22 protein-coding genes are annotated in these 25,371 nt (G+C 62.6%); 16 read left to right on the top strand and 6 right to left on the bottom strand.

Going from position 1 to position 25,371, the window contains the following annotated elements:
• The first annotated feature begins 90 nt into the window (after positions 1–90).
• The 6 genes from cpdA (at position 91) to BLR63_RS20015 (ending at position 7,741) form a co-directional block, all read left to right on the top strand.
• Positions 91–906, top strand: coding sequence for a 3',5'-cyclic-AMP phosphodiesterase (gene cpdA, locus BLR63_RS20040; protein ID WP_010563303.1), 816 nt, complete (start codon positions 91–93; stop codon positions 904–906).
• Between the two features lie 49 nt (positions 907–955).
• Positions 956–1,564, top strand: a complete 609-nt coding sequence (locus BLR63_RS20035) for a YqiA/YcfP family alpha/beta fold hydrolase (RefSeq protein ID WP_010563304.1) — start codon at positions 956–958, stop codon at positions 1,562–1,564.
• Between the two features lie 54 nt (positions 1,565–1,618).
• Positions 1,619–3,523, top strand: a complete 1,905-nt coding sequence (gene parE, locus BLR63_RS20030; protein WP_010563305.1) for a DNA topoisomerase IV subunit B — start codon at positions 1,619–1,621, stop codon at positions 3,521–3,523.
• Positions 3,523–4,518 (top strand): esterase-like activity of phytase family protein, encoded by a 996-nt coding sequence (locus BLR63_RS20025; protein WP_010563306.1) that lies wholly within the window; start codon positions 3,523–3,525, stop codon positions 4,516–4,518. The genes parE and BLR63_RS20025 overlap by 1 nt, the downstream gene beginning before the upstream one ends.
• Positions 4,519–4,591: 73 nt before the next feature.
• Complete coding sequence (gene parC / locus BLR63_RS20020) at positions 4,592–6,856, top strand: DNA topoisomerase IV subunit A (RefSeq protein WP_010563307.1); 2,265 nt, start codon at positions 4,592–4,594, stop codon at positions 6,854–6,856.
• Positions 6,857–7,033: 177 nt separating this feature from the next.
• Positions 7,034–7,741 carry a PqiC family protein gene (locus BLR63_RS20015; protein WP_042946481.1) on the top strand — a complete coding sequence of 236 codons (708 nt, stop codon included), beginning with the start codon at positions 7,034–7,036 and terminating at the stop codon, positions 7,739–7,741.
• A gap of 66 nt (positions 7,742–7,807) precedes the next feature.
• Here BLR63_RS20015 and BLR63_RS20010 read toward each other — a convergent pair whose 3' ends face one another.
• Positions 7,808–9,337 (bottom strand): AhpA/YtjB family protein, encoded by a 1,530-nt coding sequence (locus BLR63_RS20010; protein WP_010563309.1) that lies wholly within the window; start codon positions 9,335–9,337, stop codon positions 7,808–7,810.
• Between the two features lie 133 nt (positions 9,338–9,470).
• On the opposite strand from BLR63_RS20010, the gene serB reads away from it, so the two are divergent.
• A complete protein-coding gene (serB, locus tag BLR63_RS20005; RefSeq protein ID WP_010563310.1) occupies positions 9,471–10,685 on the top strand; it encodes a phosphoserine phosphatase SerB in 1,215 nt (404 codons plus the stop codon).
• Between the two features lie 60 nt (positions 10,686–10,745).
• Here serB and asd read toward each other — a convergent pair whose 3' ends face one another.
• The 3 genes from asd to BLR63_RS19990 are packed head-to-tail and all read right to left on the bottom strand — an operon-like array spanning position 10,746 to position 14,031.
• The gene (gene asd / locus BLR63_RS20000) at positions 10,746–11,606 is read right to left on the bottom strand and encodes an archaetidylserine decarboxylase (RefSeq protein ID WP_010563311.1); all 861 of its coding nucleotides are present in this window, start codon (positions 11,604–11,606) and stop codon (positions 10,746–10,748) included.
• A gap of 16 nt (positions 11,607–11,622) precedes the next feature.
• On the bottom strand, positions 11,623–12,438 hold the full coding sequence (gene rhdA / locus BLR63_RS19995) for a thiosulfate sulfurtransferase (RefSeq protein ID WP_010563312.1): 816 nt from the start codon (positions 12,436–12,438) through the stop codon (positions 11,623–11,625).
• A gap of 57 nt (positions 12,439–12,495) precedes the next feature.
• Positions 12,496–14,031, bottom strand: coding sequence for an HDOD domain-containing protein (locus tag BLR63_RS19990; protein ID WP_010563313.1), 1,536 nt, complete (start codon positions 14,029–14,031; stop codon positions 12,496–12,498).
• 167 nt (positions 14,032–14,198) lie between these two features.
• Here BLR63_RS19990 and motA point away from each other — a divergent pair, with 167 nt between their 5' ends.
• Positions 14,199–15,050, top strand: a complete 852-nt coding sequence (motA, locus tag BLR63_RS19985; protein WP_010563314.1) for a flagellar motor stator protein MotA — start codon at positions 14,199–14,201, stop codon at positions 15,048–15,050.
• A gap of 3 nt (positions 15,051–15,053) precedes the next feature.
• Entirely contained in the window at positions 15,054–16,070 is a 1,017-nt protein-coding gene (gene motB, locus BLR63_RS19980; RefSeq protein ID WP_010563315.1) for a flagellar motor protein MotB, read from the top strand.
• Positions 16,071–16,118: 48 nt separating this feature from the next.
• On the opposite strand, the gene rsgA is transcribed toward motB, so the two are convergent.
• A complete protein-coding gene (rsgA, locus tag BLR63_RS19975) occupies positions 16,119–17,150 on the bottom strand; it encodes a small ribosomal subunit biogenesis GTPase RsgA (RefSeq protein WP_010563316.1) in 1,032 nt (343 codons plus the stop codon).
• A 108-nt stretch (positions 17,151–17,258) separates the two neighbouring features.
• Here rsgA and orn point away from each other — a divergent pair, with 108 nt between their 5' ends.
• Together orn and BLR63_RS19965 are read left to right on the top strand one after the other, a co-directional pair.
• Complete coding sequence (orn, locus tag BLR63_RS19970; RefSeq protein ID WP_010563317.1) at positions 17,259–17,801, top strand: oligoribonuclease; 543 nt, start codon at positions 17,259–17,261, stop codon at positions 17,799–17,801.
• Between the two features lie 174 nt (positions 17,802–17,975).
• Positions 17,976–18,590, top strand: coding sequence for a trimeric intracellular cation channel family protein (locus BLR63_RS19965; RefSeq protein ID WP_010563318.1), 615 nt, complete (start codon positions 17,976–17,978; stop codon positions 18,588–18,590).
• On the opposite strand, the gene queG is transcribed toward BLR63_RS19965, so the two are convergent.
• Positions 18,569–19,651 carry a tRNA epoxyqueuosine(34) reductase QueG gene (queG, locus tag BLR63_RS19960; protein ID WP_010563319.1) on the bottom strand — a complete coding sequence of 361 codons (1,083 nt, stop codon included), beginning with the start codon at positions 19,649–19,651 and terminating at the stop codon, positions 18,569–18,571. The two genes, BLR63_RS19965 and queG, sit on opposite strands and share 22 nt — an antisense overlap.
• A 63-nt stretch (positions 19,652–19,714) precedes the next feature.
• Between queG and BLR63_RS19955 the strand changes: the two genes are divergently transcribed.
• Genes BLR63_RS19955 through miaA form a run of 5 tightly spaced genes read left to right on the top strand, consistent with a single transcriptional unit; the run spans position 19,715 to position 25,354 of the window.
• Entirely contained in the window at positions 19,715–20,575 is an 861-nt protein-coding gene (locus tag BLR63_RS19955; RefSeq protein ID WP_010563320.1) for an NAD(P)H-hydrate dehydratase, read from the top strand.
• Complete coding sequence (gene tsaE, locus BLR63_RS19950; protein ID WP_010563321.1) at positions 20,563–21,033, top strand: tRNA (adenosine(37)-N6)-threonylcarbamoyltransferase complex ATPase subunit type 1 TsaE; 471 nt, start codon at positions 20,563–20,565, stop codon at positions 21,031–21,033. Before BLR63_RS19955 ends, tsaE begins: the two co-directional genes overlap by 13 nt.
• Positions 21,034–21,048: 15 nt before the next feature.
• Positions 21,049–22,470 (top strand): N-acetylmuramoyl-L-alanine amidase, encoded by a 1,422-nt coding sequence (locus BLR63_RS19945; RefSeq protein WP_010563322.1) that lies wholly within the window; start codon positions 21,049–21,051, stop codon positions 22,468–22,470.
• Positions 22,470–24,383 (top strand): DNA mismatch repair endonuclease MutL, encoded by a 1,914-nt coding sequence (gene mutL, locus BLR63_RS19940; RefSeq protein ID WP_042946483.1) that lies wholly within the window; start codon positions 22,470–22,472, stop codon positions 24,381–24,383. The genes BLR63_RS19945 and mutL overlap by 1 nt, the downstream gene beginning before the upstream one ends.
• A complete protein-coding gene (gene miaA, locus BLR63_RS19935) occupies positions 24,383–25,354 on the top strand; it encodes a tRNA (adenosine(37)-N6)-dimethylallyltransferase MiaA (protein WP_010563324.1) in 972 nt (323 codons plus the stop codon). The genes mutL and miaA overlap by 1 nt, the downstream gene beginning before the upstream one ends.
• The last annotated feature ends 17 nt before the right edge of the window (positions 25,355–25,371 follow it).

The raw sequence follows: 25,371 nt of genomic DNA, 5'->3' as shown, positions 1-25,371 counted from the left end.
TGCGTCTGCTTCCTTAGGTTTCCTCTTTGCGTCCTGCCCCAGCATAATCACGCCCACCGTCCATTCCTGTGATTGCTTTGGGAGAGCGCCTTGCCCAGCGTATCCACCTTGACCCCCGACGCGCCGGCATTGCTGGTGCAACTGTCCGACAGCCACCTGTTCGGCGAGGCCGACACCGCGCTGCTGGGGATGAACACCTGTGACAGCCTGCGGCGGGTGATCGAACTGGTGTGTGCGCAACAGCCCCGGATCGACCTGGTGCTGGCCACGGGAGACCTGTCCCAGGACGGTACGCTGGCGTCCTATCAGCGGTTTCGCGATATGACGACCGCCATCGCCGCTCCCGCGCGCTGGATCCCTGGCAATCACGATGAACCGCAGGTCATGGCCCACGCCGCCATGCACAGCGATTTGCTGGAACCGGTGGTCGACATCGGTAACTGGCGCGTCACCCTGCTGGATTCCGCCGTGCCGGGCTCCGTGCCGGGGTATCTGCAGGACAGCCAGTTGCAACTGCTGGCCCAGGCGCTGAGCGAGGCGCCGAACCGTCATCACCTGGTGTGTTTCCACCATCACCCCGTATCCATCGGCTGCGCATGGATGGAGCCCATCGGCCTGCGCAATCCCGATGCGTTGTTCGCCGTGCTGGACCGTTTCCCACAGGTCAAGGCGCTGCTCTGGGGCCATGTGCACCAGGAAATCGACCTCGAGCGCAACGGCGTGCGCCTGCTGGCGTCACCGTCGACGTGCATCCAGTTCACGCCGGGCAGCGAGGATTTCAGCGTCAACGAACAAGCGCCGGGCTATCGCTGGCTGCGCCTGCATGCCGACGGGCGGTTGGAGACCGGGGTGGAACGCCTGGCCGGCTTCGCGTTTACGGTGGATTACGGTAGCAACGGTTACTGAGATTTACCTGTAAACTGCGCCCTTTTGGCGCAAGCACGGAGAGCCCGGCATGTCCGCTTCGATCCTGTATATCCACGGTTTCAACAGCGCACCGGCATCGAACAAGGCCAGCCAACTGATCCGCGTGATGGACGCCCTCGGCCTGGCCGACCAACTGCGCGTACCGGCCCTGCATCACCATCCCCGCCAGGCCATCGCTCAATTACAGGCGGCCATTGGAGAACTGGGGCGGCCGTTGCTGGTCGGCAGCTCGCTCGGCGGCTACTATGCAACCCATCTTGCCGAACGCCATGGCCTCAAGGCGCTGCTGGTCAACCCGGCGGTCAGCCCCCATCGGATGTTCGACGGTTACCTGGGCACCCAGAAGAACCTCTACACCGATGAAACCTGGGAACTGACCCACGATCACGTTACGGCGCTGGCCGAGCTGGAAGTCCCGGCCCCCCAGGACGCCGCGCGTTATCAGGTGTGGTTGCAGACCGGGGACGAAACCCTGGATTATCGCCTCGCCCAGCAGTATTACCGGGCCTGTGCCTTGCGCATCCAGGCCGGCGGCGACCATGGTTACCAGGGGTTCGCCCAGCAATTGCCGGCGCTGCTCAGCTTTGCCGGCATTGGCGCAGATCAGTATCAATCCTTCGATTTCTCGGCACTGTAATTGCCTTGGAAACCGCAGGTTACTTTTTAATCGAACGACTCACGACGAGACCCCATGGCCACTCCCAGCGCTAGCTCTTATAACGCCGACGCCATCGAAGTCCTCTCGGGCCTCGACCCGGTGCGCAAACGCCCCGGCATGTACACCGACACCAGCCGGCCGAACCACCTTGCCCAGGAAGTCATCGACAACAGCGTCGACGAAGCCTTGGCCGGGCACGCCAAGTCGGTGCATGTCATTCTCCACGCCGACCACTCCCTGGAAGTGTCCGACGACGGTCGCGGCATGCCGGTGGATATTCACCCGGAAGAGGGCGTGTCGGGCGTCGAGCTGATCCTCACCAAGCTGCACGCCGGCGGCAAGTTCTCCAACAAGAACTACCAGTTCTCCGGTGGCCTGCACGGTGTGGGTATTTCCGTGGTCAACGCCCTGTCGACGTTGGTGCGGGTGCGGGTCAAGCGCGACGGCAACGAGTACGAGATGACCTTCGCCGATGGCTACAAAGCCACCGACCTGCAGGTGATCGGCACCGTCGGCAAGCGCAACACCGGCACCAGCGTGTACTTCGCCCCGGACCCGAAATACTTCGATTCGCCGAAATTCTCCATCAGCCGCCTCAAGCACGTGCTCAAGGCCAAGGCCGTGCTGTGTCCGGGCCTGCTGGTCACGTTTGAAGACAAAGGCACCGGCGAAAAGGTCGAGTGGCATTACGAAGACGGCCTGCGCTCCTACCTGGAAGACTCCGTCAGCGACTTCGAGCGCCTGCCCAACGAGCCGTTCTGCGGCAGCCTGGCCGGCACCAAGGAAGCCGTCGACTGGGCGCTGCTGTGGTTGCCCGAAGGTGGCGACAGCGTGCAGGAAAGCTACGTCAACCTGATCCCCACGGCCCAGGGCGGCACCCACGTCAACGGCTTGCGCCAGGGCTTGCTGGATGCCATGCGCGAGTTTTGCGAATACCGCAGCCTGTTGCCGCGCGGCGTGAAGCTGGCGCCGGAAGACGTGTGGGAACGCATTGCGTTCGTGCTGTCGATGAAAATGCAGGAGCCGCAATTTTCCGGCCAGACCAAAGAGCGCCTGTCGTCCCGCGAAGCGTCGGCGTTTGTTTCCGGTGTGGTCAAGGACGCGTTCAGCCTGTGGCTCAACGAACACCCGGAACTGGGCCTGGCCCTGGCGGAACTGGCGATCAACAACGCCGGCCGTCGCCTCAAGGCCAGCAAGAAGGTCGAACGCAAGCGCATCACCCAGGGCCCGGCACTGCCCGGCAAGCTGGCCGATTGCGCCGGACAGGACCCGATGCGCTCCGAACTGTTCCTGGTCGAAGGTGACTCCGCCGGCGGTTCCGCCAAACAAGCGCGGGATAAGGAATTCCAGGCGATCCTGCCGTTGCGCGGCAAGATCCTCAACACCTGGGAAGTCGACGGCAGCGAAGTGCTGGCCAGTCAGGAAGTGCACAATATCGCCGTGGCCATCGGCGTCGATCCCGGCGCCGAGGACATGAGCCAGCTGCGCTACGGCAAAATCTGCATCCTCGCCGACGCCGACTCCGACGGCCTGCACATCGCCACCCTGCTGTGCGCGCTGTTCGTGCAGCACTTCCGCCCGCTGGTGGATGCCGGCCACGTCTACGTCGCCATGCCGCCGCTGTACCGCATCGACCTGGGCAAAGAGATTTTCTACGCCTTGGACGAAGCCGAGCGCGATGGCATTCTCGACCGCCTGGTGGCCGAGAAGAAACGCGGCAAGCCACAGGTCACGCGATTCAAAGGCCTGGGCGAAATGAACCCGCCGCAACTGCGCGAAACCACCATGGACCCGAACACCCGGCGCCTGGTGCAGTTGACCCTGGACGACTTCGCCGCCACGTCGGAAATGATGGACATGCTGCTGGCGAAGAAACGCGCGCCAGACCGCAAGTCCTGGCTGGAGTCCAAAGGCAACCTCGCCGAGGTCCTGGGCTGATGCGCACAGGTTTCGCCCTGGCGATCCTGATGTTGAGCGGGCTGGCGGCGACCCAGGCGGTCGCCGCGCCCGTGGCTGAGCTCAAGCTCGTGTCCGAACACCCGGTGGACGGCATGCGCGGCGGTAACCTGTCGGGCCTGGCACTGTGCGGCAAGGAGTTGTGGACGGTTTCCGACCGCGATGATGACCAAATCTATCGCCTGGATATCAGCGCGCCGACCTGGCAGGCCGAAACCGTGAAGATCGAGGTCCCGCCGGTGCCGGAGTCCGGGCTGCCCTGGGGGCTGCGTTCGCGCACCAAGGCCGCCTCGTTCATTCGCGGCGGCGACCTGGACTTCGAAGGCATCACCTGCGATGCCGCCGGCAACCGCTATATCGTCAGTGAAGCCCATGCGGCGGTGCTGCAGGTGCCGGTGACGGGCGCTCCCGAGTGGTTGAAAATCGCCCCGGGCATGGTGCGTGAAGCCCGGGCCAGCGGCATGTTGCTGCATTTCAATGCCTTGTTCGAAGGCCTGGCGATCAACCCTGAAGGCAATCAGATCTGGTTGGCGGCGGAGCGTGAGCGGCGCGGCCTGATTTCCATCAAGCGCCCGCAAAGCCTGTGGAACTGCGACGGCCCCTGCGTGTTGTTGAGCGAGGCCGGCCAGGAAATGCAGCCGGCCCAGTTCCCCAATGCCAAGGCGGTGTCCAAGGACTTCGCCGACCTGGCGCTGTTCAAGGGCAAACTGTTTACGCTGGAGCGCAATGCGTTCCAGATTTGCCGGCGCGACACGCTCACGGCCAAGGTCGAGCGGTGCTGGTCGTTTGCCGACGAGACCCTGACGCCCGAGCGCCGCTACGCCCAGCCCTATGGCTTGGCCGAAGCCCTGGTCGTGGACGAGGACGGTGCCTGGCTGGGCATCGACAACAATTTCGGCCCCCGCGCCGACGGTGAAAAACGTCCCATGGTCTATCGTTTTGCCGCCCCGGCCGGTGGCTGGAGCGCCCAGCCATGAACCACGCTTTTTTTGAATCGAATCAACGCCGCGGCATTTCCGCTGCGCCTTACCCCATCATGATGAGGCCCGCATGAGTGACATCCTCGCAGACAGCTTAGATGGCGTAGAACGCCGGTCGCTGGCTGACTTCACCGAAAATGCCTACCTCAACTACTCCATGTACGTGATCATGGACCGTGCCTTGCCGCATATCGGCGACGGCCTGAAGCCCGTACAGCGGCGCATCATCTACGCCATGAGTGAGTTGGGCCTGGACGCCGATTCCAAGCACAAGAAGTCGGCGCGTACCGTCGGTGACGTGCTCGGCAAATTCCACCCCCACGGCGACTCGGCCTGCTATGAAGCCATGGTGCTGATGGCCCAGCCGTTCAGCTACCGCTACACGCTGGTGGACGGTCAGGGCAACTGGGGTGCGCCGGATGATCCAAAATCGTTCGCGGCCATGCGTTACACCGAGGCGCGCCTGTCGCGGTATTCGGAAGTGCTGCTCAGCGAACTGGGCCAGGGCACCGCGAACTGGGGGCCGAACTTCGACGGCACCCTGGAGGAACCTCTGGTGTTGCCGGCACGTTTGCCGAATATCCTCCTCAATGGCACCACTGGCATCGCGGTCGGCATGGCCACTGACGTGCCGCCGCACAACCTGCGGGAAGTCGCCACCGCCTGTGTGCGCCTGCTGGACGAGCCCAAGGCCACGGTGGAGCAGCTCTGCGAGCATATCCAGGGGCCGGATTACCCGACCGAAGCGGAAATCATCACGCCTCGCGCCGACCTGCTGAAAATGTACGAAACCGGCAAGGGCTCGGTGCGCATGCGTGCCGTGTACCACATCGAAGACGGCGACATTATCGTCACCGCGCTGCCGCACCAGGTGTCCGGCGCCAAGGTGCTGGAGCAGATCGCCGCGCTGATGCAGGCCAAACCGTCGAAATTGCCGCAAGTCGCCGACCTGCGCGACGAGTCCGACCACGAAAACCCGTGCCGCATCGTGATCATTCCGACCAACAGCCGGGTCGACCACGAAGTGCTGATGCAGCATCTGTTCGCCAGCACGGACCTGGAGTCCAGCTACCGGGTCAACGTCAACATCATCGGCCTGGACGGCAAGCCGCAGCTGAAAAACCTGCGCAACCTGCTGGTGGAATGGCTGGAATTCCGCGTCCAGACGGTGCGCCGCCGCCTGCAATTCCGTCTGGACAAGGTGGAGCGCCGCCTGCACCTGTTGGACGGCTTGCTGATTGCCTACCTCAACCTGGATGAAGTGATCCACATCATCCGTACCGCCGAGCACCCGAAAGCCGAGCTGATCGCGCGTTTCGAGCTGAGCGAGATCCAGGCCGACTACATCCTCGACACCCGCTTGCGTCAGTTGGCGCGACTGGAAGAAATGAAGCTGCGCGACGAACAGGATGCGCTGCTCAAGGAACAAGCCAAGCTGCAAGCCCTGCTGGGCAGCGAAGCCAAGCTCAAGAAGCTGGTACGCAGCGAGCTGATCAAGGACGCAGAAACCTATGGCGACGACCGCCGCTCGCCGATTGTCGAGCGCGCCGAAGCCAAGGCCCTGACAGAAACCGAGCTGTTGCCCAACGAGAAAATTACCGTCGTTCTGTCGGAAAAGGGTTGGGTTCGCTCCGCCAAGGGGCATGATATTGACGCCACTGGTTTGTCGTACAAGGCGGGCGATGGCTTCAAGACCGCTGCGGCCGGGCGCTCCAACCAGTTTGCGGTGTTTATCGACTCCACCGGGCGCAGTTACTCGGTACCGGCCCATACCTTGCCGTCCGCACGGGGCCAGGGCGAGCCGTTGACCGGGCGCCTCACGCCACCGCCGGGGGCGAACTTCGAATGTGTGCTGTTGCCGGATGACGACTCGCTGTATGTGATCGCCTCCGACGCGGGTTACGGTTTCGTGGTCAAGGGGGAAGACCTGCAAGCCAAGAACAAGGCGGGCAAGGCCCTGTTGAGCTTGCCGAACAACGCCAAGGTGATCCTGCCGCGGCCGGTGGACGATCGCGATAGCAACTGGCTGGCATCGGTGACCACCGAAGGGCGCCTGCTAGTGTTCAAGATCAGCGACCTGCCGCAGTTGGGCAAAGGCAAGGGCAACAAGATTATTGGTATTCCCGGCGAGCGGGTGGCCAGTCGCGAAGAGTACGTGACCGACATCGCGGTGATCCCGGAAGGCGCGACTCTGGTGCTGCAGGCCGGCAAACGCACGCTGTCGCTGCGCCCCGACGATCTCGAGCACTACAAGGGCGAGCGCGGCAGGCGTGGTAACAAACTGCCCCGTGGTTTCCAGCGCGTAGACGCGTTGCTGGTGGAAGCGCCCGTTTAACCGGTATTAGAGCCCTCGATCTACGATTTAACCCGTAGATCGACGCTTTCGCGCTGGAGTCATGGCGCATATTCACGGATGATATGGCCTTTCCAGCGCCGGCGTGGCCGAGCGTGTTCAAGTTATTTTTAAGTATTACATTGTGGTTCGCCTTGTGGCAGCCACCTGGATGGGATGATGACTGCTCCACGCCTTCCTTTTATTTTCATCCTCGCTGGCCTTTTGGGGCTGGCGGGTTGCAGCACACACCAGCCGGTGTCGCTGTATCAGCTGGACAGCGGAAGTCCTGCTCAACCGGCACAAAACGCTGGCATGGCGGTGTTGCTGGGGCCGGTGGTCGTGGCTGACTACCTGCAGCGCGAAACCCTACTGCAACGTCAGAACGACGGCAGCCTGCAAGGTTCCACCGATGGTCGCTGGGCGGGCAGTTTATCCTCCGACATCAATCAACTGATGCTGCGTCAGGTGGCGGGCCAACTGGACAGCCAGCGTGTCGTGCTGGCGCCGGCCCCCACTGGGTTTACCCCGGATGTGCAGGTCCTGTTGACCATTACCCGGCTCGACTCCGGCGTCTCGCAGCCGGCGATCCTCGATGCGCAATGGCGCTTGATCGACCGCCGTGGCCAAGTGCGCGATAGCCGCATCGTGCACCTGCAGGGAGAGCACGCCGGGACCACGGCGTCCCAGGTTCAGGCCCAGGGCGTGTTGCTGCAGCATCTGGCCCAACAGTTGTCGGTGGCCCTCAAGCCATTGGCCAACCAGCCGCCGATTGTCGAAGCACCGCGCAAACCGGCACCGACGCAGGCCAAGCCCGCAGAGCCGCAAAAGCCGAAAATGCCGATGGCCACGCCGATCCGCACGGATATGGAAGTGTTCAGGTTCTGATCTGAAACAGCTCCAACAAAAAGGCCCGCTGACTCAGCGGGCCTTTTTGCTTGTGTGGGACACAGTTCAGCCCTTCGCGCGGGTCTCGTGCATCCGCGCCAGTTGCCGTTCCAGCATCGACGGATACGGCTCCATCAGTCGCTCCACACAGCTGGCCCCTTCTGGGCTGGCAATCGGGCGGATGCGGGCGCGTTGGCGGATCAGTGTGTCTTCGCTGATCTTGCGCTCCACCAGCAACAGGTTGCGGCTGTGTTGGGACAGGGCCAGCGCGTCCTGGGCGATTTCCGTCAGCAGCAGGTCGATCTGGCTTATGCCGAACAGGTCGTCGCCCACGGTCAGGCCCAACTGCAGTTGCAGGGTGATGCCGCTGTCGGCCACTTCGATCTGCAGCTCATGGCCCAGGGCACGCAGCAACTCGCCGCAGCAAATCGCGTTGGTCAGGTAGTCTTCGCCGCTGTCTTCGCTGTGGAACAGCATCAGCGTGCTGCCATCGTTGAGGGTGTGCAGTTCGCTCTGGTACAACGACGCGGCCTGGTCGAGGCAGTCGCGGTAGCGTTCCAGCAGTTCGGTCAAGCGGGCGCGGGGCAGGCGTCGCAATTGGTCCTGGGCGCCCAGTTGCACCGCCAGTACGGCGCTGTATTGGGGTTCGGTGCTGCGCACGGGCGCAGGCTTGGGCGCGGGGGCGCTGGCCGACGAGGTGTCGCGCAGGTCGGCGAACGGGTCTTCGCCGTCCAGCTCGTCTTCTTCGGCCTTGAACGCCTGGCGTGTTGCAGGTTTCAAGCCCGCCACCGGGGCGCTTTCGTCAAAGCCCGGATCGCGCAGGTCGCGTACTTCAAACTCGGGTTCGTCGCCGTAGTCGGTGTCGTCGAATTCAGGCTCGGGTGCAACTTGGCGCACCACCGGTTCCGGGGCGAAGCTGGCGTGCAGCTGGCGGGCGAGGTCGCCGATTTCGTCCTGGCGGTCGGTGGCCGGGGTGTGTTCGTCGATGTCCCGCAGCCAGATGCGCAACTGCATCAGCGGCGTGGAGATGTGCCGACCCAGGCGCAGGCTCAAGGCCAGGGCCAGCGCCAGCAGGATCGCGCTGAGAATGCCCATGCTTTGCAGGCTGATGGTCATCGGCTGCTGGAACTGCTGCATGTCGAGGCTGATGCGCAGTTGGCCGGCCTTCACGTCCTGAAAGGTGATATTGCTCTGGTACAGCCCTTCCGCTTCACCCAGCAGGCCGTTTTTCGGGCGCTGCCCGGCTTCGGCCATGATCCGGTTGTCCACGCTATAGATGGCCGCGTGGGCCACCAGCGGGTTCTTGGTCAGGTTATTGAGCAGCACGTTGAGGCTGAGGATGTCGTTGGACACCAGCAGCTCGGTCGCCGACGTGGCGGTCTGGGTGGTCAGGCTCTCACCCAGGGCGTCGGCTTGTTCGTGCATGGCCTGCTTGAACTGCAACCCCATCACGCAGGCGTAGATCACCAGGGCCAGGGCGACCAGGATCACGTTATGGCTGGCGATGCGTAATGCGATCGGTACACGGCGATGACGCAGTGCCCGGAAGATCAGCAGAAAGAAGTTGTCGGTTTTTACTGGCGTGGGCCGGTTCACTTGAGCTCGGCTCTTGGTCTGTGAAGTTGACGCGCAGTATAGCGACAGGCCCAAGACCGGCAAAGCGCTGGCTGTGCCCGATGGTCACTGAAAGTGGGTAGAATGCGGTTTTTTTCCAGCCTGGGGGTGCGCCTTGCGCGAAATTGTCCTGATTAACATCACTGGGGAAGACCGCCCAGGTCTTACCGCAGCCATTACCGGTGTTCTGGCCCAAGGTGGTGTGAACATTCTCGACATTGGCCAGGCAGTGATCCACGACACTCTGTCGTTTGGCATCCTGGTGGAGATCCCAAGCACCGAGCCCGCGTCGACGGTGCTCAAGGACATCCTGTTTGCGGCGTACAAGCTCAATCAGCAGGTGCGTTTCACCCCGGTGTCCGAAGAGGACTACCGGCATTGGGTGGCCGGTCAGGGCAAGAAGCGCCATATCGTGACCCTGCTGACTCGCAAGGTCACCGCCGAGCAGTTGCAGCGTGTCAGCGCCATCACCGCGCAGTACGGGCTGAATATCGACCATATCGACCGTCTGTCGGGTCGCATGCCCCTGGACACCCCGGCCGACCAGAGCAAGGGCTGCATCGAGTTCTCCGTGCGTGGCGAGCCGGTCGATCCGCAAGCCCTGCGCGCCGACTTCCTGAGGGTGGCCCAGGAGCTGAATGTCGATATCGCCTTCCAGGAAGATTCGCTGTTCCGTCGCAACCGTCGCCTGGCGGTGTTCGACATGGATTCGACGCTGATCGAAGCCGAAGTCATCGACGAACTGGCCAAGGCGGCCGGTGTGGGCGAGCAGGTGTCCGCGATCACTGAGCGTGCGATGGCCGGCGAACTGGACTTCCGCGCCAGCTTCAAGGAGCGCCTGGCGCTGCTCAAGGGGCTGGATGTGAGCGTGCTGGACGCCATCGGCGCGTCGCTGCGTCTGACTGAAGGCGCCGAAATCCTGTTCGCCGAACTCAAGCGTCTGGGTTACAAGACCGCCATCCTATCCGGTGGCTTTACCTACTTCGCCAAGCAGTTGCAGGCCAAGCTGGGTATCGACTACGTGTTCGCCAACGAGTTGGAAGTGGTGGATGGCAAGGTGACTGGCGTGGCGGTCGAGCCGATTGTCGACGCACAGCGCAAGGCGGATCTGCTGAGGGAATTGGCCCACAAGGAAGGCTTGCGTCTGGAGCAGACCATTGCAGTCGGAGACGGCGCCAATGACTTGCCGATGCTGGCGATTGCCGGCCTGGGTGTGGCGTTCCGTGCCAAGCCGTTGGTCAAGCAATCGGCCAAGCAGGCGATTTCGACCCTGGGGTTGGATGGTGTGTTGTACCTGCTGGGTTTCCGCGACCGCGACGGCCAGCTCTAACTGAAACAATGCGCGCAAAAATGTGGGAGGGGGCAAGCCCCTCCCACATTGGGTTCGGCGTCAGGCTTTAGGTGAGCCGATGCCTTGGCCCATTTGCACGGGCGAACCCGCCGCCAGTGTTTCTGCCCACTTCACCTGATCCGGCCCGAACAGCACGATCGCGGTCGAACCCAGTTTGAAACGCCCCAACTCCGCACCTTTTTCCAGGTGGATCGGCGCGCGGGCGGCCTCGTCATAACGGAAGGTTTTCAGCTCGCGCTTGGGTGGCGTCACCAAGCCGGCCCAGACGGTTTCAATCGACGCGACGATCATCGCGCCCACCAATACCACGGCCATCGGGCCGCGTTCGGTGTCGAACAGGCAGACAACGCGCTCGTTACGTGCAAACAGCTCCGGCACGTTTTCGGCGGTGGTCTGGTTCACCGAGAAGATCCGGCCTGGTACATAGACCATTTCACGCAGTGTGCCGGCCAGCGGCATGTGTACGCGGTGGTAGTCCTTCGGCGACAGGTAGATGGTGGCGAAATCACCGCCCATGAACGGCGCAGCCACGGCCGCATCACCGCCCAACAGTTCCAGCACGCTGAAGCTGTGGCCCTTGGCCTGGAACACACGGCCGTGCTCGATCGGGCCCAGTTGGCTGACCGCGCCATCGGCCGGGCTCAGCACCGCGCCTGGAGTCGGGTCCAGCGGGCGCGCGCCGTCTTTCAGTGCGCGGGTGAAGAAGGCGTTGAAGTGTTCGTAGGCCGTCACGTCTTCCACCAGGGCCTGGGACATGTCCACTTGATAGCGCTTGGCGAACCAGGTGGTGAAGGCATTCTTGAACCAGCGTACGCGGCACTCCGCGATGCAACCGGCCAACCTCGACAGCAGGTGGTGCGGCAGCAAGTACTGGCTGAGGATAAACAACTGCTTTTTCATTAACTGTCCTTGAACCTTAAATCTCAACGGGGGTGTCGGGGTGGTTGCCCCATTCGCCCCAGGAACCGGCATACCCTTTGACTCGCGGATAACCGAGCGCCTTGGCCACCAGGTAGGTGAAGCCAGAGCGATGATGGGTCTGGCAATGGGTGATGATTTCTTTGTCGCGGGTCAGCCCGAGGTCTTCGAGGATCTGCGGCATGTCGCGACGGATGCGCAGGTTGCGCGCCTTGTCCATGCCGGCGGTCCATTCGAAATTGACTGCGCCGGGGATGTGCCCGCCTTTGGCCGCCAGCACTTTCTCGCCGGAATACTCCAGCGGGCCGCGCGCATCCCAGATCCCCAGGTCAGCGGCGCCCAGGCGGCTTTGCAGGTATTCGCGGGTCGCGGTGGGGCCGTCGTGCAGGGTGAGGCTGACCGGGCCGCCAGCCGGGGCCGGCACCTCGGTGGACAGCGGGTACTTGTCTGCCAGCCACGCCAGCAGGCCGCCGTCGAGGTAGTGGTATTTCGTGTGGCCGATCACGTCGAGCAACCAGATAAAACGCCCGGCCCAGCCACCGCCTTCGTCGTCATAGACCACGTAGGTCGCGTCCGGGGTGTGGCCCAGTTCGCCGAACAGTTTTTCCAGGTCGGCCTTGTTCGGCAGCAGGCCGGGCGCTGGCGGCTGGCCGAGTTGGGTGCGCTTGGGGTCAACGAAATGCGCGCCGGGGATATGCCCTTCGGCGTAGCGGGCGGCACTGGTGAGGTCCACCAGAATCAGGTGCTCGGCATCGAGGCGACCGAGCAGGTCGCTGGATTCGATCACCAGCGGCAAGCCAGAGAAGTCAGGCATGTGAGGTCTCCTGGGCACAAATGTTGGCGATAAGGGACCGCGATTGTAGCGCAAGCATCAGGCGCCGCGGTTGGTAAAGCAGTGCAGGGCCTTCTCGATGCATTGGGCGGTTTTGCCGAAGGCCTGCACGGTGGTTTCCGAGAACGGACCGCCGCCCTGGTCGGCCACCATGACCATCACCACCTTGCCATTACAGCTCAAGGAGCGCAGCAACAGGTGTTCGCCGGCGAACAGGCGGCGCAGGATCGGCGGCAGCAGCGCCGAGAACTGGGTGTGATTGTCCGGGGTGAGGCGCACCTGGGCGGACTTTTCCAGCAATCGCTGCAGCAGCGTGCTGTGGACGACATCCAGGCTCAGGTTGGCGGCGTCTTTCGGCAGGCCGTCGATCTGATGCACGCGCAGAGTGCTCTGGGCGCGATCGGTCATCAGCAACATGACGCGCTGCATGCCGCTGGCGACCAGGGCTTCCTTGGCACAGGTGGTCAGGTGCATGGCGTTGGCAAAGCGGCTTGGCTCCACCAGCAGCTCGGTGCAGCGTTTGCGCCATAACGCCAGGGCCTCGGCGGTGGGCGGTGGTGCTGGCAGCAGGCCGTGGTGGATCTTTTGCACATGCCACGGCCAGATCAACGACAGCGCCGGGTGCCAGAGATCCGGCATCACGGTGTCGCGGGCGTTGATGACGGCTTGCTGGTGAACCTGTTGCTGCACCTCGCCCAGCGGCTGTTGCAGGTACAGCGCCGTCAGGTATTGCCAACGCTGGGTGTGTGGGCAGGTCCAGGATTCCTGGGCCGACATCGCCAGGCCGTTGGCCAGCAGCACGGTATTGGCCGGCTGGTTCAGCCAGCGCCGCAGGTTGGTTTCGGCGTCGAGCAATTGCTGCTGGCGCAGTGGATCGTCCACGCGGGCAATATGCAGTGCCTTGACCAGCAAGCGCTGCTCGTTCAGCAACAGCTTGTAGCCCTGGGATACCCAGATCGGCAGGTGCCAGGTTTCGGTCAGGCCGAGGCACAGGTCCAGCAGGCGTACGCCAAACAATTGCTGCTCGACCGTGCGCGCCGACTCGCCTTTGTGGATCACCCGCAGTTCCCATTCGTCCAGGAGCTTGGGGTAGGCCAATGCCATTGGCCACAGTGGGGACAGAAACAGCAGGCTGCCCCAGTGAATGTCTTGCCACAGTCGCGCCAGGCGGCTGCCGAACAGGCCATTGGCCTGCTGCGATGCGTGCCGGCTGACCAGTACCAGTTGGCGAAAGGCAACCGGGATTTCACTCATCGGCACCGATGGCAGGCGCGCCAGCAGATCTTCGGCGCGTTTGAGGCCGAGGCGGTTGAGCGCCACTTCAAGGTTTTCTGCCGGTTCCGCCAGGCTGCCGTGGGTGTGGCTGTTGGCCTCGCGCATCACGCTCAGCACCAGGGACGGACTGCTTTGCATCAGCTCGGCAATATCTCGCAAAGAACTGCGATTATCGCGGATGGCTTTGCACACGCGGTCGTGGCTGGCCTGGGGAACAGGCAGCCGGACATCGTCCAGGCACTTGATCCAAGCAGCGAGTGAGTTGGGTCTTACAGGTGGGGTTGTTTTTTCATTTGCCATGATTGGGGCGCGATCATCACTTGCGGTCAACACGCCCAGAGCGGGCCGAACTGGCTTTTCGCCTTAACGGCCTATAGTCTGGCGCAGTTTTGCCGATAAGTAGAACAAGAGTTTTCCAGTTTTCCCAAATTTGTCCATGAACCTGACGGCGCAAGTACTCATCTCCTATGGCTAAAATTATCGGCATCATTGTCGTCCTCGCAAGCGTGCTCGGTGGGTACGTCCTGTCCCACGGTAAAATCGCCGCGCTGATTCAACCTTTCGAGGTGATGATTATCGGTGGTGCGGCACTGGGTGCATTCTTGCAGGCGAACCCCGGCTACATGACCATGCATGTGATCAAAAAGGCGCTGAGCATGTTCGGTTCACGCTTTACCCACACCTTCTACCTTGAAGTGCTGGGCCTGGTTTACGAGATTCTCAACAAAAGCCGCCGCGAAGGCATGATGGCCATCGAGGCTGACATCGAAGACGCCGCGGCCAGCCCGATCTTCGCCAAGTACCCGGCAGTGCTCAAAGACGAGCGCATGACCGCCTACATTTGCGACTACTTGCGCATCATGTCCTCCGGCAACATGGCCCCCCATGAGCTGGAAGGCCTGTTCGACATGGAGTTGTTCAGCCTCAAGGAAGAGCTGGAGCATCCTTCCCACGCCGTTACCGGTGTGGCCGATGGCATGCCCGGCTTCGGTATCGTCGCGGCGGTACTGGGTATCGTGGTGACCATGGCATCGCTGGGCGAGGGTGACCAGGCGGCCATCGGTATGCACGTAGGTGCGGCGTTGGTGGGTACCTTCTTCGGTATTCTGGCGGCCTACGGCTTCTTTGGTCCCCTGGCGACCTCCCTGGCCCACGATGCCAAGGAAGAAATCAACCTGTACGAGTCGATCAAGGCCAGCCTGGTTGCTTCGGCTTCCGGCATGCCGCCGTCGCTGGCCGTGGAGTTCGGTCGCAAGGTGCTTTACCCCAAGCATCGCCCAAGCTTCGCTGAGCTGGAACAAGCGGTTCGCGGTCGCTAAGCCATGGAAAACAACCAGCCAATCATCATCAAGCGCGTCAAGCGCTTCGCGGCAGGGCACCATGGTGGCGCCTGGAAAATCGCCTTCGCCGACTTTGCCACGGCGATGATGGCGTTCTTCCTGGTGCTGTGGCTGATGTCCACTGCCACGCCCGAACAGAAGATCGCTATCGCTGGCTACTTCAAGGACCCCATTGGCTTTTCGGAAAGTGGCACGCCCTTTGTGATTGACCTGGGCGGGTCGCCGCAGTTGGCGCCTGAGCGCACCATCAACCCGGAAGTCAAGACCGAAGCGCCGCAGGAAAAAATCCCGATCGAGCGCGATACCGTCGAGGCCATGGCCGAACAGGTCGAGCAGGAGCGTCTTGAACTGTTGCTCAAAGAGCTGCAGACCAAGGTCGAGGAAAACCCGCAACTGCTGAAGTTCAAGGATCAGATTTCCTTTGAGATCACTCCGGATGGCTTGCGCATCCAGATCACCGACGCCGCCAATCGGCCGATGTTCGACTCCGGCAGTGCGCGACTGAAGCCTTACTTCGAGGACATCCTGCTGGCCATGGCCGACACCATCAAGGCGGTGCCGAACAAGATCAGTATCAGCGGCCACACCGATGCCAAGCCGTACGCGGGCCAGGGTGACTTCGGCAACTGGGAGCTTTCGGCCAACCGTGCCAACGCCGCGCGCCGCGCACTGGTTGCTGGCAGTTATCCGGATCAGCAAGTAGCGCGGGTGGTGGGTTTTGCCTCCTCGCAATTGTTTGATGCCAAAGATCCGTTCAACCCGATCAACCGCCGCATCGATATCGTCGTACTGACCAAAAAGGCCCAGCGCGCGATTGAAGGCGACCAGCCGCCACCGCCACCGACCCCAGGTGCGGGCGCGCAGGGCGCGGCGCCGGCCGATCCGAACGCGATTGCGCCAAGCCAGGAGCCGCTACCGGCCCATGAGCTGCGGCAGAAGTTGAACCTGTTCGATGATGGAGGGGTGAAAGATCCTACGGTGCCTAGAACGGGTTCCTAAGCACAGACAAAAAGGCCGCGATGATCGCGGCCTTTTTGTATCTGCGATTTAGTAACTGCTCTCAGGCAGGCTCGCAATGATCGACCGATAGCTATTCATCCGCTGCTGCTGCACACGCCCGTCTTCCAGGGCCTTGAGCAGTGCGCAACCCGGCTCGCGGTCGTGCTTGCAGTCGCGGAAGCGGCAGGTGCCGATCAGGTCGTTGAACTCGATGAAGCCCGCTTCCACGTCGCTACGGCTGACATGGCCGAGACCGAATTCACGGATACCTGGGGAGTCGATCAACTCGCCGCCACCGGGGAAGTGGAACAAGCGCGCGGTGGTGGTGGTGTGGGTACCCTGGCCGGACAGCTCCGACAGCGGGCCCACGCGGGTGTCGACTTCCGGCAGCAGGCTGTTGACCAGCGAGGACTTGCCCACGCCCGACTGACCGACAAACACACTGATGTGCCCGTCCAGCTTCTGTTGCAGCTGTTCCATGCCATTGCCGTGATGGGCCGAGACTTCCAGCACCGGGTAACCCAGGGTGCGGTAGACCGCCAGCAATGCGTTGAGCGCCGGGGCGTTCTGTTCGTCGATCAGGTCGAATTTGTTCAGCAGCAGCAGCGGGCGAATGCCGGCATGCTCGGCCGCTACCAGATAGCGGTCGATCAGGTTGGCATGGGGCTCGGGCAGCGGCGCGAACACGATCACGATCATGTCGACGTTGGCCGCCACCGGCTTGAGCTGGCCGCGGCTATCGGGGCGGCGCAGTTCGGTGGTGCGCGGCAATTGGGCGACGATTACGCCGATCCCCTGGTTGCCGGCACGCCACACCACTTGATCGCCGGTGACCAGCGCAGGCAGGTTGGCGCGCAAGTGGCAACGGAACACTTGGCCTGCGAGTTCGCCTTCCAGTGCCTCGACTTCGACCTGCACGCCGAAGTGCGCGATCACCAGGCCCGTCTGTTCGGGACCCAGGTCGCCGCCCTCGAGCGCTTCCACGGCGGAGGATTCACGTTTGGCGGCGCGTGCGGCGCGTTCGCCCTGAATCTTTTCGATGCGCCAGTTTTGGCGACGGTTGAGCTGGCGTTTGGCCATTGGTGTTCCGTGTCGATAATGCAAAGGTTGGGTAAAACGGTCGCGAGTCTAGCACGGCCCCGCCTGCTAAACTGCGCAGCTACGCCAAGGTGCCAAGAGAATCAAGCCATGCAAAACCCACAGAACCTGATTTGGATCGATCTGGAAATGACCGGTCTGAACCCCGACACCGACGTCATCATCGAGATGGCGACCATTGTCACCGACAGCAACCTCAACACCTTGGCCGAAGGGCCGGTGATCGCCATCCACCACAGCGACGCGGTACTCGCCACCATGGACGAGTGGAACACCCGCACCCACGGCAACTCCGGCCTGACCCAGCGCGTGCGTGACAGCCGCGTCAGCATGGCCGAGGCCGAAGCCGAAACCATCGCCTTTCTGGAAAAGTGGGTGCCCAAGGGCAAGTCACCGATCTGCGGCAACAGCATCTGCCAGGACCGCCGCTTTCTTTATACCCACATGAAGGCGCTGGAAAGCTACTTCCACTATCGCAACCTGGACGTGTCCACCCTGAAAGAGCTGGCCGCGCGCTGGGCACCGGAAGTCAAAGACAGCTTCCATAAAGGCAGCACGCACCTGGCGCTGGACGACATTCGCGAGTCGATCGCCGAGCTGCAGCATTACCGCAAGCATTTCATCAAGGCTTGAAACCGTCTCCCGGGGTGGCCGGCCTCCCTCTGGCGAGCGGGCTTGCCCCGCGTCGGGCTGCGAAGCGGCCCTGATACAGCCAACTCATGCCTCCAAACAGATATCATTGCCGGGTTTTGGGGCCGCTTCGCGCTCCAGCGCGGGGCAAGCCCGCTCGCCACAAGGATCACCCTCATGTTGTTGATGCTCTACCTCGTCGCCATCACCGCCGAAGCCATGACCGGTGCCTTGTCCGCCGGTCGGCGCGGCATGGACTGGTTCGGTGTGGTGCTGATCGCCTGCGTGACGGCGCTGGGGGGCGGTTCGGTGCGTGACGTGCTGTTGGGGCATTACCCGCTGACGTGGGTCAAGCACCCGGAGTACCTGGTGCTGACCTCCGTCGCCGCGCTGGTGACGATCTTCATTGCGCCGTTGATGCGTCATCTGCGCTCGTTGTTTCTGGCGCTGGACGCCGTGGGGTTGGTGGCCTTTACCTTGATCGGTTGCATGACCGCCCTGGAAATGGGTCATGGCATGTTGGTGGCCTCGGTCAGCGGCGTGATCACGGGGGTGTTCGGCGGCATTCTGCGGGACATCTTCTGCAATGACATCCCGCTGATTTTCCGCCGCGAGTTGTATGCCAGCGTGTCATTCCTGGCCGCCTGGTTCTACCTGCTGTGCCTGTATCTGGAGCTGCCCGGCGAACAAGCGATCCTGCTCACGCTGTTCAGCGGCTTTCTATTGCGCCTGCTGGCGATCCGTTTTCGCTGGGAAATGCCCAAGTTCGTCTACAACGACGACGTGCACTGACGCGCGGCGTGCTGCTCGAGCGCCCACTCCACATGTTCGCGCACCAGCTCCGACGGATAATCCCGGCGTGCCTTCAAGGCTTCCAGCACCACAATGCTGGAGGGTGCATTACCCAGCCCCACCGCCAGGTTGCGCAACCAACGTTCATAACCGGCGCGGCGCAAAGGTGAGCCTTCGGTGCTGCTGAGGAATTTATCCTCATCCCACATGAACAGTTCGGCCAGTTCGGCGTTATCCAGGTTGTGCCGTGGCTGGAAATCGCCCTCGCCGCTGGGGCGGGCGAAACGATTCCATGGGCAAACGATCTGACAGTCATCGCAGCCGAATACGCGATTGCCGATCAGCGGGCGCAAATCTTCAGGGATGGCGCTCTTGAGTTCGATGGTCAGGTAGGAAATGCAGCGCCGGGCGTCCAGTATGTAGGGGCCGACGAAGGCGTTGGTGGGGCAGATATCCAGGCACGCGGTGCAGCGGCCGCAGTGTTCGGTGCTGTGGGGCGGATCGACCGGAAGGGGCAGGTCGACAAACAGTTCGCTGAGGAAGAAATAGCTGCCGGCCTTGCGATTGAGTACCAGGGTATTCTTACCGATCCAGCCGAGGCCGGCCTGTTCGGCGATGGCTTTTTCCAGCACCGGGGCGCTGTCGACGAAGGCGCGAAAGCCGAACGGGCCGATCTGCGCCTGAATACGGTCGGCCAATTGCTGCACGCGCTTGCGGATCAGCTTGTGGTAATCGCGGCCCAGGGCGTAGCGGGAGATATAGGCTTTCTCCGGCTTGGCCAGCAGTTGCGCCATTTGCGTGTCGCCCGGCAGGTAATCCATGCGTAGCGAGACCACGCGCAAGGTGCCGGGTACCAGTTCGTCGGGATGTGAGCGTTTGCTGCCGTGGGCGCCCATATAGTCCATCTCGCCGTGATAGCCCGCGTCGAGCCAGCGTTGCAGGTGCTGCTCATGCTCAGCCAGGTCCAGGCCGCTGATGCCGACTTGTTGAAAGCCCAGCTCGCGGCCCCAGTCTTTGATCGATTGGGCGAGGGCGGGCAGATCGGAGGTAATAGCAGGCATGAGACACGGGAAACCACGGGTTAGATGGGTATAATTCTGCCAGACATCGGAGCTTGAAGACGCATGCCGCAGACAAAACACGAAATAACCGACGTTCAGCCCCTGTTGCATGGCCATTTGCCGCAACTGGCTGCGCGCGCGCCGGACGCCCACAAAGGCCAGTTCGGTCATCTGCTGGTCATCGGCGGCGACCGCGGCTTTGGCGGCGCAGCGCTGCTGAGCGCCGAAAGCGCCTTGCGCAGTGGCGCGGGCATGGTGTCCTTGGCTACGCGCCTTGAGCATGTGCCGGCCGCGTTGGCCCGTTTGCCGGAGGTCATGACTGTCGGCGTGAGTTCGGCCAATCAAATAATGGGCCTGCTGGAAAAAATCTCGGTCATCGTCATTGGTCCAGGCCTGGGTGCCGCCGCCTGGGGTAAAAGCTTGTTGTCCGTCGCGGCCAATGCCGGGCTGCCGCAAGTCTGGGATGCCGATGCCCTCAATCAACTGTCCACGGGCAGCGTCAGCCTGCCGGCCAATTGCGTGATCACCCCGCATCCGGGCGAAGCGGCACGCTTATTGGGGATTTCGACAGCCGAGGTTCAGGCCGACCGTCTTAAGGTGGCGCGCGCGTTGAGCCAGACATTCAATGCAGTGGCTATTCTCAAGGGCGCGGGCAGTTTGATCGCCAGCCCGGACGGGCGTGTTTCGCGTTGTGACCAAGGCCATCCCGCGATGGCAACGGCGGGGCTCGGTGATGTGCTGGCGGGCCTGGTGGGCGCGCTGCTTGCCCAGGGCATGCCGGCTTATGAAGCGGCCTGCCTGGCGGTGTGGTTGCATGCGACGGCTGGGGATCGCCAGGGTACCTTTGGGCGCGGACTTGCAGCCAGCGACCTGATCCCCGCCATTCGTCAACTGCTGGAGGAACAGTCGCCGTGTCTGAAGTAATCCTTTTCCTGGCCGATGAAGACGCCATGGTCGCGTTCGGTCAGCGCATTGCCCAGGTGGCCGCCGGGGCAGGGGTGATCTTTCTCGAAGGCGACCTGGGGGCGGGCAAGACCACATTGTCGCGGGGGATTATTCGCGGGCTGGGCCATGGGGGAGCGGTAAAAAGCCCGACGTTTACTCTGGTAGAGCCCTACGAGATCGGTGCGGTACGGGCCTTTCACTTCGATCTCTATCGTCTGGTGGACCCGGAAGAACTGGAGTACATGGGCATCCGTGATTACTTCGATGGAGATGCGCTGTGCCTGATCGAGTGGCCAGGCAAAGGTACGGGCTTTTTGCCAAAGCCGGACCTGACCATTACCATTACGCCGCATGAGCATGGACGTCAGCTGAAGTTGTTGCCCCAGGGTGTGCGCGGTGAGTCGTGGTGCGCCACTTTGGCATTGGAATTCAAATAATTGGTGGGGTTAGGTATGCGCTTTCGCGCGTTGGTTGCTGTCGTAGGGGTGTTGCTTGCGGCAATGACTGTCAATGCTCTGGCTGCTTCACAGGTGAAGAGTGTCCGCCTGTGGCGAGCTCCGGATAACACGCGACTGGTGTTTGACCTGTCTGGTCCTGTCCAGCACAGCGTCTTTACCCTGGCGGCGCCTGATCGCCTGGTGATCGATATCAACGGTGCGACCCTGGCCGCACCGTTGAAAATCTCCACTGCCAATACCCCGATTACCGCCATGCGCTCGGCGCAACGGACGCCAACTGACTTGCGCGTGGTGATCGACCTGAAGAAGGCCGTGACCCCTAAAAGCTTCTCCCTGGCCCCGAATGCCCAGTACGGCAACCGGCTGGTGGTCGACTTGTTCGATAACGCAGCGGACGCCGCGCCACCGCCGGCGCCCACCCCGAGTGTCGCCACGGTGCCAGCGGTACCGGTCAACCCATCGCAACCCCCGGTCAAGTTGCCACCGCCGCCGCCAGCCCCGGCCGGCAAGCGCGACATCATCGTGGTGATCGACGCCGGTCACGGCGGCGAAGACCCGGGCGCTTCCGGTTCGCGCGGCCAGCATGAAAAAGATGTGGTACTGGCCATCGCCCGTGAACTGCAGCGCCAGGTCAGTGGCATGAAGGGCTATCGCGCGGAGCTGACCCGCACCGGCGACTATTTCATCCCGTTGCGTGGCCGTACCGAAATCGCCCGCAAGAAAGGCGCCGACCTCTTCGTCTCTATTCATGCCGACGCAGCCCCTTCGGCCGCAGCCTTCGGTGCTTCGGTGTTTGCCCTGTCGGACCGCGGCGCGACGTCCGAGACCGCCCGTTGGCTGGCCGACAGCGAAAACCGTTCCGACTTGATCGGCGGCGCGGGCAACGTGTCTCTCGACGACAAGGACAAGATGCTCGCCGGTGTACTGCTCGACCTGTCGATGACCGCCTCGCTGACCTCCAGCCTGAACGTCGGTCAGAAAGTCCTGAGCAACATCGGTCGGGTGACCTCGCTGCATAAACAGCGTGTGGAACAAGCCGGGTTTATGGTGTTGAAGTCGCCGGATATCCCGTCGATCCTGGTGGAAACCGGGTTTATCTCCAACGCCAACGAAGCGTCGAAGCTGGCCAGTGCCAGCCACCAGCAGGCATTGGCACGCTCCATCAGTGCTGGCGTGCGTCAGTTCTTCCAGCAAAACCCGCCGCCAGGTACCTACATTGCCTGGCTGCGTGACTCGGGGAAAATCGCCCAGGGCCCGCGTGACCATCGTGTGCAGCCCGGCGACACCCTGGCCATGCTGGCCGTGCGTTTCCAGGTCTCGCCGGCCACCTTGCGCAACGCCAACAACCTGAAGACCGATGAGTTGAAAGTCGGCCAGGTGTTGACCATCCCTGGCACTGAATTGGCGGCGCAGTGATGAGCGAAGCGACGTTGAATAGTGGATCGCGCATCGAATTGCTCAGCCCGCGCCTGGCCAACCAGATCGCCGCGGGTGAGGTGGTCGAGCGCCCGGCATCGGTAATCAAGGAGCTGCTGGAAAACAGCATCGACTCTGGTGCCAGGCGCATTGATGTGGATGTGGAGCAGGGTGGCGTCAAGCTGCTGCGTGTACGCGACGATGGCAGCGGTATCTCCGCCGATGACCTGCCGCTGGCCCTGGCCCGTCATGCCACCAGCAAGATCCGTGACCTCGAAGACCTGGAGCGGGTGATGAGCCTGGGCTTTCGTGGGGAGGCCCTGGCTTCCATCAGCTCGGTGGCCCGCCTGACCCTGACCTCGCGTACCCGCAGCGCCGAACAGGCCTGGCAGGTGGAAACCGAAGGCCGCGACATGGCGCCTCGCGTCCAGCCGGCGGCGCACCCGGTGGGCACCTCGGTGGAGGTGCGCGACCTGTTCTTCAACACCCCGGCGCGGCGTAAATTCCTCAAGGCCGAAAAAACCGAATTCGATCACCTGCAGGAAGTCATCAAGCGCCTGGCGCTGGCGCGTTTCGATGTGGCATTCCACCTGCGCCACAACGGCAAGACCATCCTCAGCCTGCACGAAGCCAACGACGACGCCGCGCGCGCGCGCCGGGTGGCTGCCGTGTGCGGCGCAGGGTTCCTGGAGCAGGCGCTGCCGATTGAGATCGAGCGCAATGGCTTGCGCCTGTGGGGCTGGGTAGGTTTGCCGACCTTTTCCCGCAGCCAGGCTGACTTGCAGTACTTCTTTGTGAATGGCCGCGCGGTGCGCGACAAGCTGGTGGCCCATGCGGTGCGCCAGGCTTATCGCGATGTATTGTTCAATGGGCGGCATCCGACCTTTGTGCTGTTTTTTGAAGTCGACCCTTCGGTGGTCGACGTCAATGTGCATCCGACCAAGCACGAAGTCCGCTTCCGTGACGGGCGCATGGTGCATGACTTCCTCTATGGCACCTTGCATCGCGCCCTGGGTGATGTGCGGCCAGACGACCAACTGTCTGCGCCGATTGTGACTGCCATGGTCCGGCCGAGCGGCCCTGAAGCCGGCGAGTTCGGACCCCAGGGCGAAATGAGCCTGGCTGGCAACCTGCTGCAATCGCCGCAACCACAGCCAAGCTATGCCGCGCCTGGCTCGGGTTCGGGGGCGGGTTATCAGTATCAATACACGCCGCGCCCGCAATCCACGGTGCCGGTCGCCGAGGCTCAAGCGGCCTATCGCGAGTTTTTCGCGCCGCTGCCCGGCGCTGAGCCGAGTGCTGTCGCCCTGCCGGAAGGTGGCGGTGATATCCCGCCGCTGGGCTACGCACTGGCGCAGCTCAAGGGCATCTACATCCTGGCGGAAAACGCCCACGGCCTGGTGCTGGTGGATATGCACGCCGCCCATGAACGCATCATGTACGAACGCCTGAAGATCGCCATGGCCAGCGAAGGTCTCAGTGGCCAGCCGTTGCTGGTGCCAGAATCCCTGGCCGTCAGCCAGCGAGAGGCCGATTGCGCCGAAGAACACCACGGGGTATTCCAGAAACTGGGCTTCGAGTTGCAACGCCTGGGCCCGGAAACCCTGGCGATTCGTCAGATTCCTGCGCTGCTCAAGCAGGCCGAAGCCAACCGCCTGGTGGCTGACGTGCTGGCCGACCTGATGGAGTACGGCACCAGTGATCGCATCCAGGCGCATATCAATGAACTGCTCGGCACCATGGCCTGCCACGGTGCCGTCCGCGCCAACCGTCGCCTGGCCCTGCCGGAAATGAACGGCCTGCTGCGTGACATGGAAAACACCGAGCGCAGCGGCCAATGCAACCATGGCCGACCGACCTGGACCCAGATGGGCCTGGACGATCTGGACAAACTGTTCTTGCGCGGTCGTTGATGAGTGCCTTGCCCCCCGCGATTTTCCTGATGGGCCCCACAGCTGCCGGCAAGACCGACCTGGCCATCGAGCTGACCAAGGTGTTGCCGTGCGAGCTGATCAGTGTCGACTCGGCCCTGGTTTACCGGGGCATGGATATCGGCACCGCCAAGCCTTCAAAAGAACTGTTGGCGCGCTATCCGCACCGTTTGATCGACATCATCGACCCGGCCGAGAGCTATTCCGCCGCGGATTTCCGCGCCGATGCCCTGGCGGCCATGGCCGAGATCACCGCGCGAGGCAACATCCCGCTGCTGGTGGGCGGCACGATGCTCTATTACAAGGCTTTGCAGGAAGGCCTGGCGGATATGCCGCCAGCCGACCCCCAGGTCCGCGTCGAACTTGAAGAGGAGGCTGCGCGCCTTGGCTGGCAAGCCCTGCACGACCAGTTGGCGGCAGTGGACCCGGTGTCCGCAGCGCGCATTCACCCCAATGACCCCCAGCGGCTCACTCGCGCGCTGGAAGTCTGGCGGGTCAGTGGCCTGACCATGACCGAACATCGCCAGCGACAATCTGCGCAAAGTGCTGACGCAGGCGCATCTGGACAGTCACAATTGCCCTATACTGTGGCGAATCTGGCCATTGCTCCGGCAAATCGCCAGGTGCTGCATGAACGAATTGCACAAAGATTCACGATTATGTTGGAACAGGGGTTTGTGGATGAGGTCGTAGCACTGCGTTCGAGAGGTGACCTGCACCCAGGGCTGCCTTCGATACGTGCTGTAGGCTACCGCCAAGTCTGGGATCACCTGGATGGCAAGTTGACGTCAGACGAAATGCAGGAGCGCGGCATCATTGCCACGCGCCAATTGGCGAAGCGCCAGTTCACTTGGCTGCGCAGCTGGAGCGATTTGCACTGGTTGGACAGTCTGGACAGCGACAATCTGTCACGCGCCTTGAAATACTTGGGAACGGTCTCCATATTGAGCTGAGTCCTTGCAATTGCCGT

The sequence above is a fragment of the Pseudomonas extremaustralis genome, from assembly GCF_900102035.1.
GTDB lineage: Bacteria > Pseudomonadota > Gammaproteobacteria > Pseudomonadales > Pseudomonadaceae > Aquipseudomonas > Aquipseudomonas extremaustralis.
This window is presented reverse-complemented; position numbering and strand designations above follow the sequence as displayed.

Excerpts from the sequence above, each read along its gene's own strand:
- BLR63_RS20035 (WP_010563304.1), top strand. The coding sequence starts at position 956 with ATGTCCGCTTCGATCCTGTATATCCACGGTTTCAACAGCGCACCGGCA.
- parE (WP_010563305.1), top strand. The coding sequence starts at position 1,619 with ATGGCCACTCCCAGCGCTAGCTCTTATAACGCCGACGCCATCGAAGTC.
- BLR63_RS20025 (WP_010563306.1), top strand. The coding sequence starts at position 3,523 with ATGCGCACAGGTTTCGCCCTGGCGATCCTGATGTTGAGCGGGCTGGCG.
- parC (WP_010563307.1), top strand. The coding sequence starts at position 4,592 with ATGAGTGACATCCTCGCAGACAGCTTAGATGGCGTAGAACGCCGGTCG.
- BLR63_RS20015 (WP_042946481.1), top strand. The coding sequence starts at position 7,034 with ATGACTGCTCCACGCCTTCCTTTTATTTTCATCCTCGCTGGCCTTTTG.
- asd (WP_010563311.1), bottom strand. The coding sequence starts at position 11,606 with ATGAAAAAGCAGTTGTTTATCCTCAGCCAGTACTTGCTGCCGCACCAC.
- rhdA (WP_010563312.1), bottom strand. The coding sequence starts at position 12,438 with ATGCCTGACTTCTCTGGCTTGCCGCTGGTGATCGAATCCAGCGACCTG.
- BLR63_RS19990 (WP_010563313.1), bottom strand. The coding sequence starts at position 14,031 with ATGGCAAATGAAAAAACAACCCCACCTGTAAGACCCAACTCACTCGCT.
- motA (WP_010563314.1), top strand. The coding sequence starts at position 14,199 with ATGGCTAAAATTATCGGCATCATTGTCGTCCTCGCAAGCGTGCTCGGT.
- motB (WP_010563315.1), top strand. The coding sequence starts at position 15,054 with ATGGAAAACAACCAGCCAATCATCATCAAGCGCGTCAAGCGCTTCGCG.
- rsgA (WP_010563316.1), bottom strand. The coding sequence starts at position 17,150 with ATGGCCAAACGCCAGCTCAACCGTCGCCAAAACTGGCGCATCGAAAAG.
- orn (WP_010563317.1), top strand. The coding sequence starts at position 17,259 with ATGCAAAACCCACAGAACCTGATTTGGATCGATCTGGAAATGACCGGT.
- BLR63_RS19965 (WP_010563318.1), top strand. The coding sequence starts at position 17,976 with ATGTTGTTGATGCTCTACCTCGTCGCCATCACCGCCGAAGCCATGACC.
- queG (WP_010563319.1), bottom strand. The coding sequence starts at position 19,651 with ATGCCTGCTATTACCTCCGATCTGCCCGCCCTCGCCCAATCGATCAAA.
- BLR63_RS19955 (WP_010563320.1), top strand. The coding sequence starts at position 19,715 with ATGCCGCAGACAAAACACGAAATAACCGACGTTCAGCCCCTGTTGCAT.
- BLR63_RS19945 (WP_010563322.1), top strand. The coding sequence starts at position 21,049 with ATGCGCTTTCGCGCGTTGGTTGCTGTCGTAGGGGTGTTGCTTGCGGCA.
- mutL (WP_042946483.1), top strand. The coding sequence starts at position 22,470 with ATGAGCGAAGCGACGTTGAATAGTGGATCGCGCATCGAATTGCTCAGC.
- miaA (WP_010563324.1), top strand. The coding sequence starts at position 24,383 with ATGAGTGCCTTGCCCCCCGCGATTTTCCTGATGGGCCCCACAGCTGCC.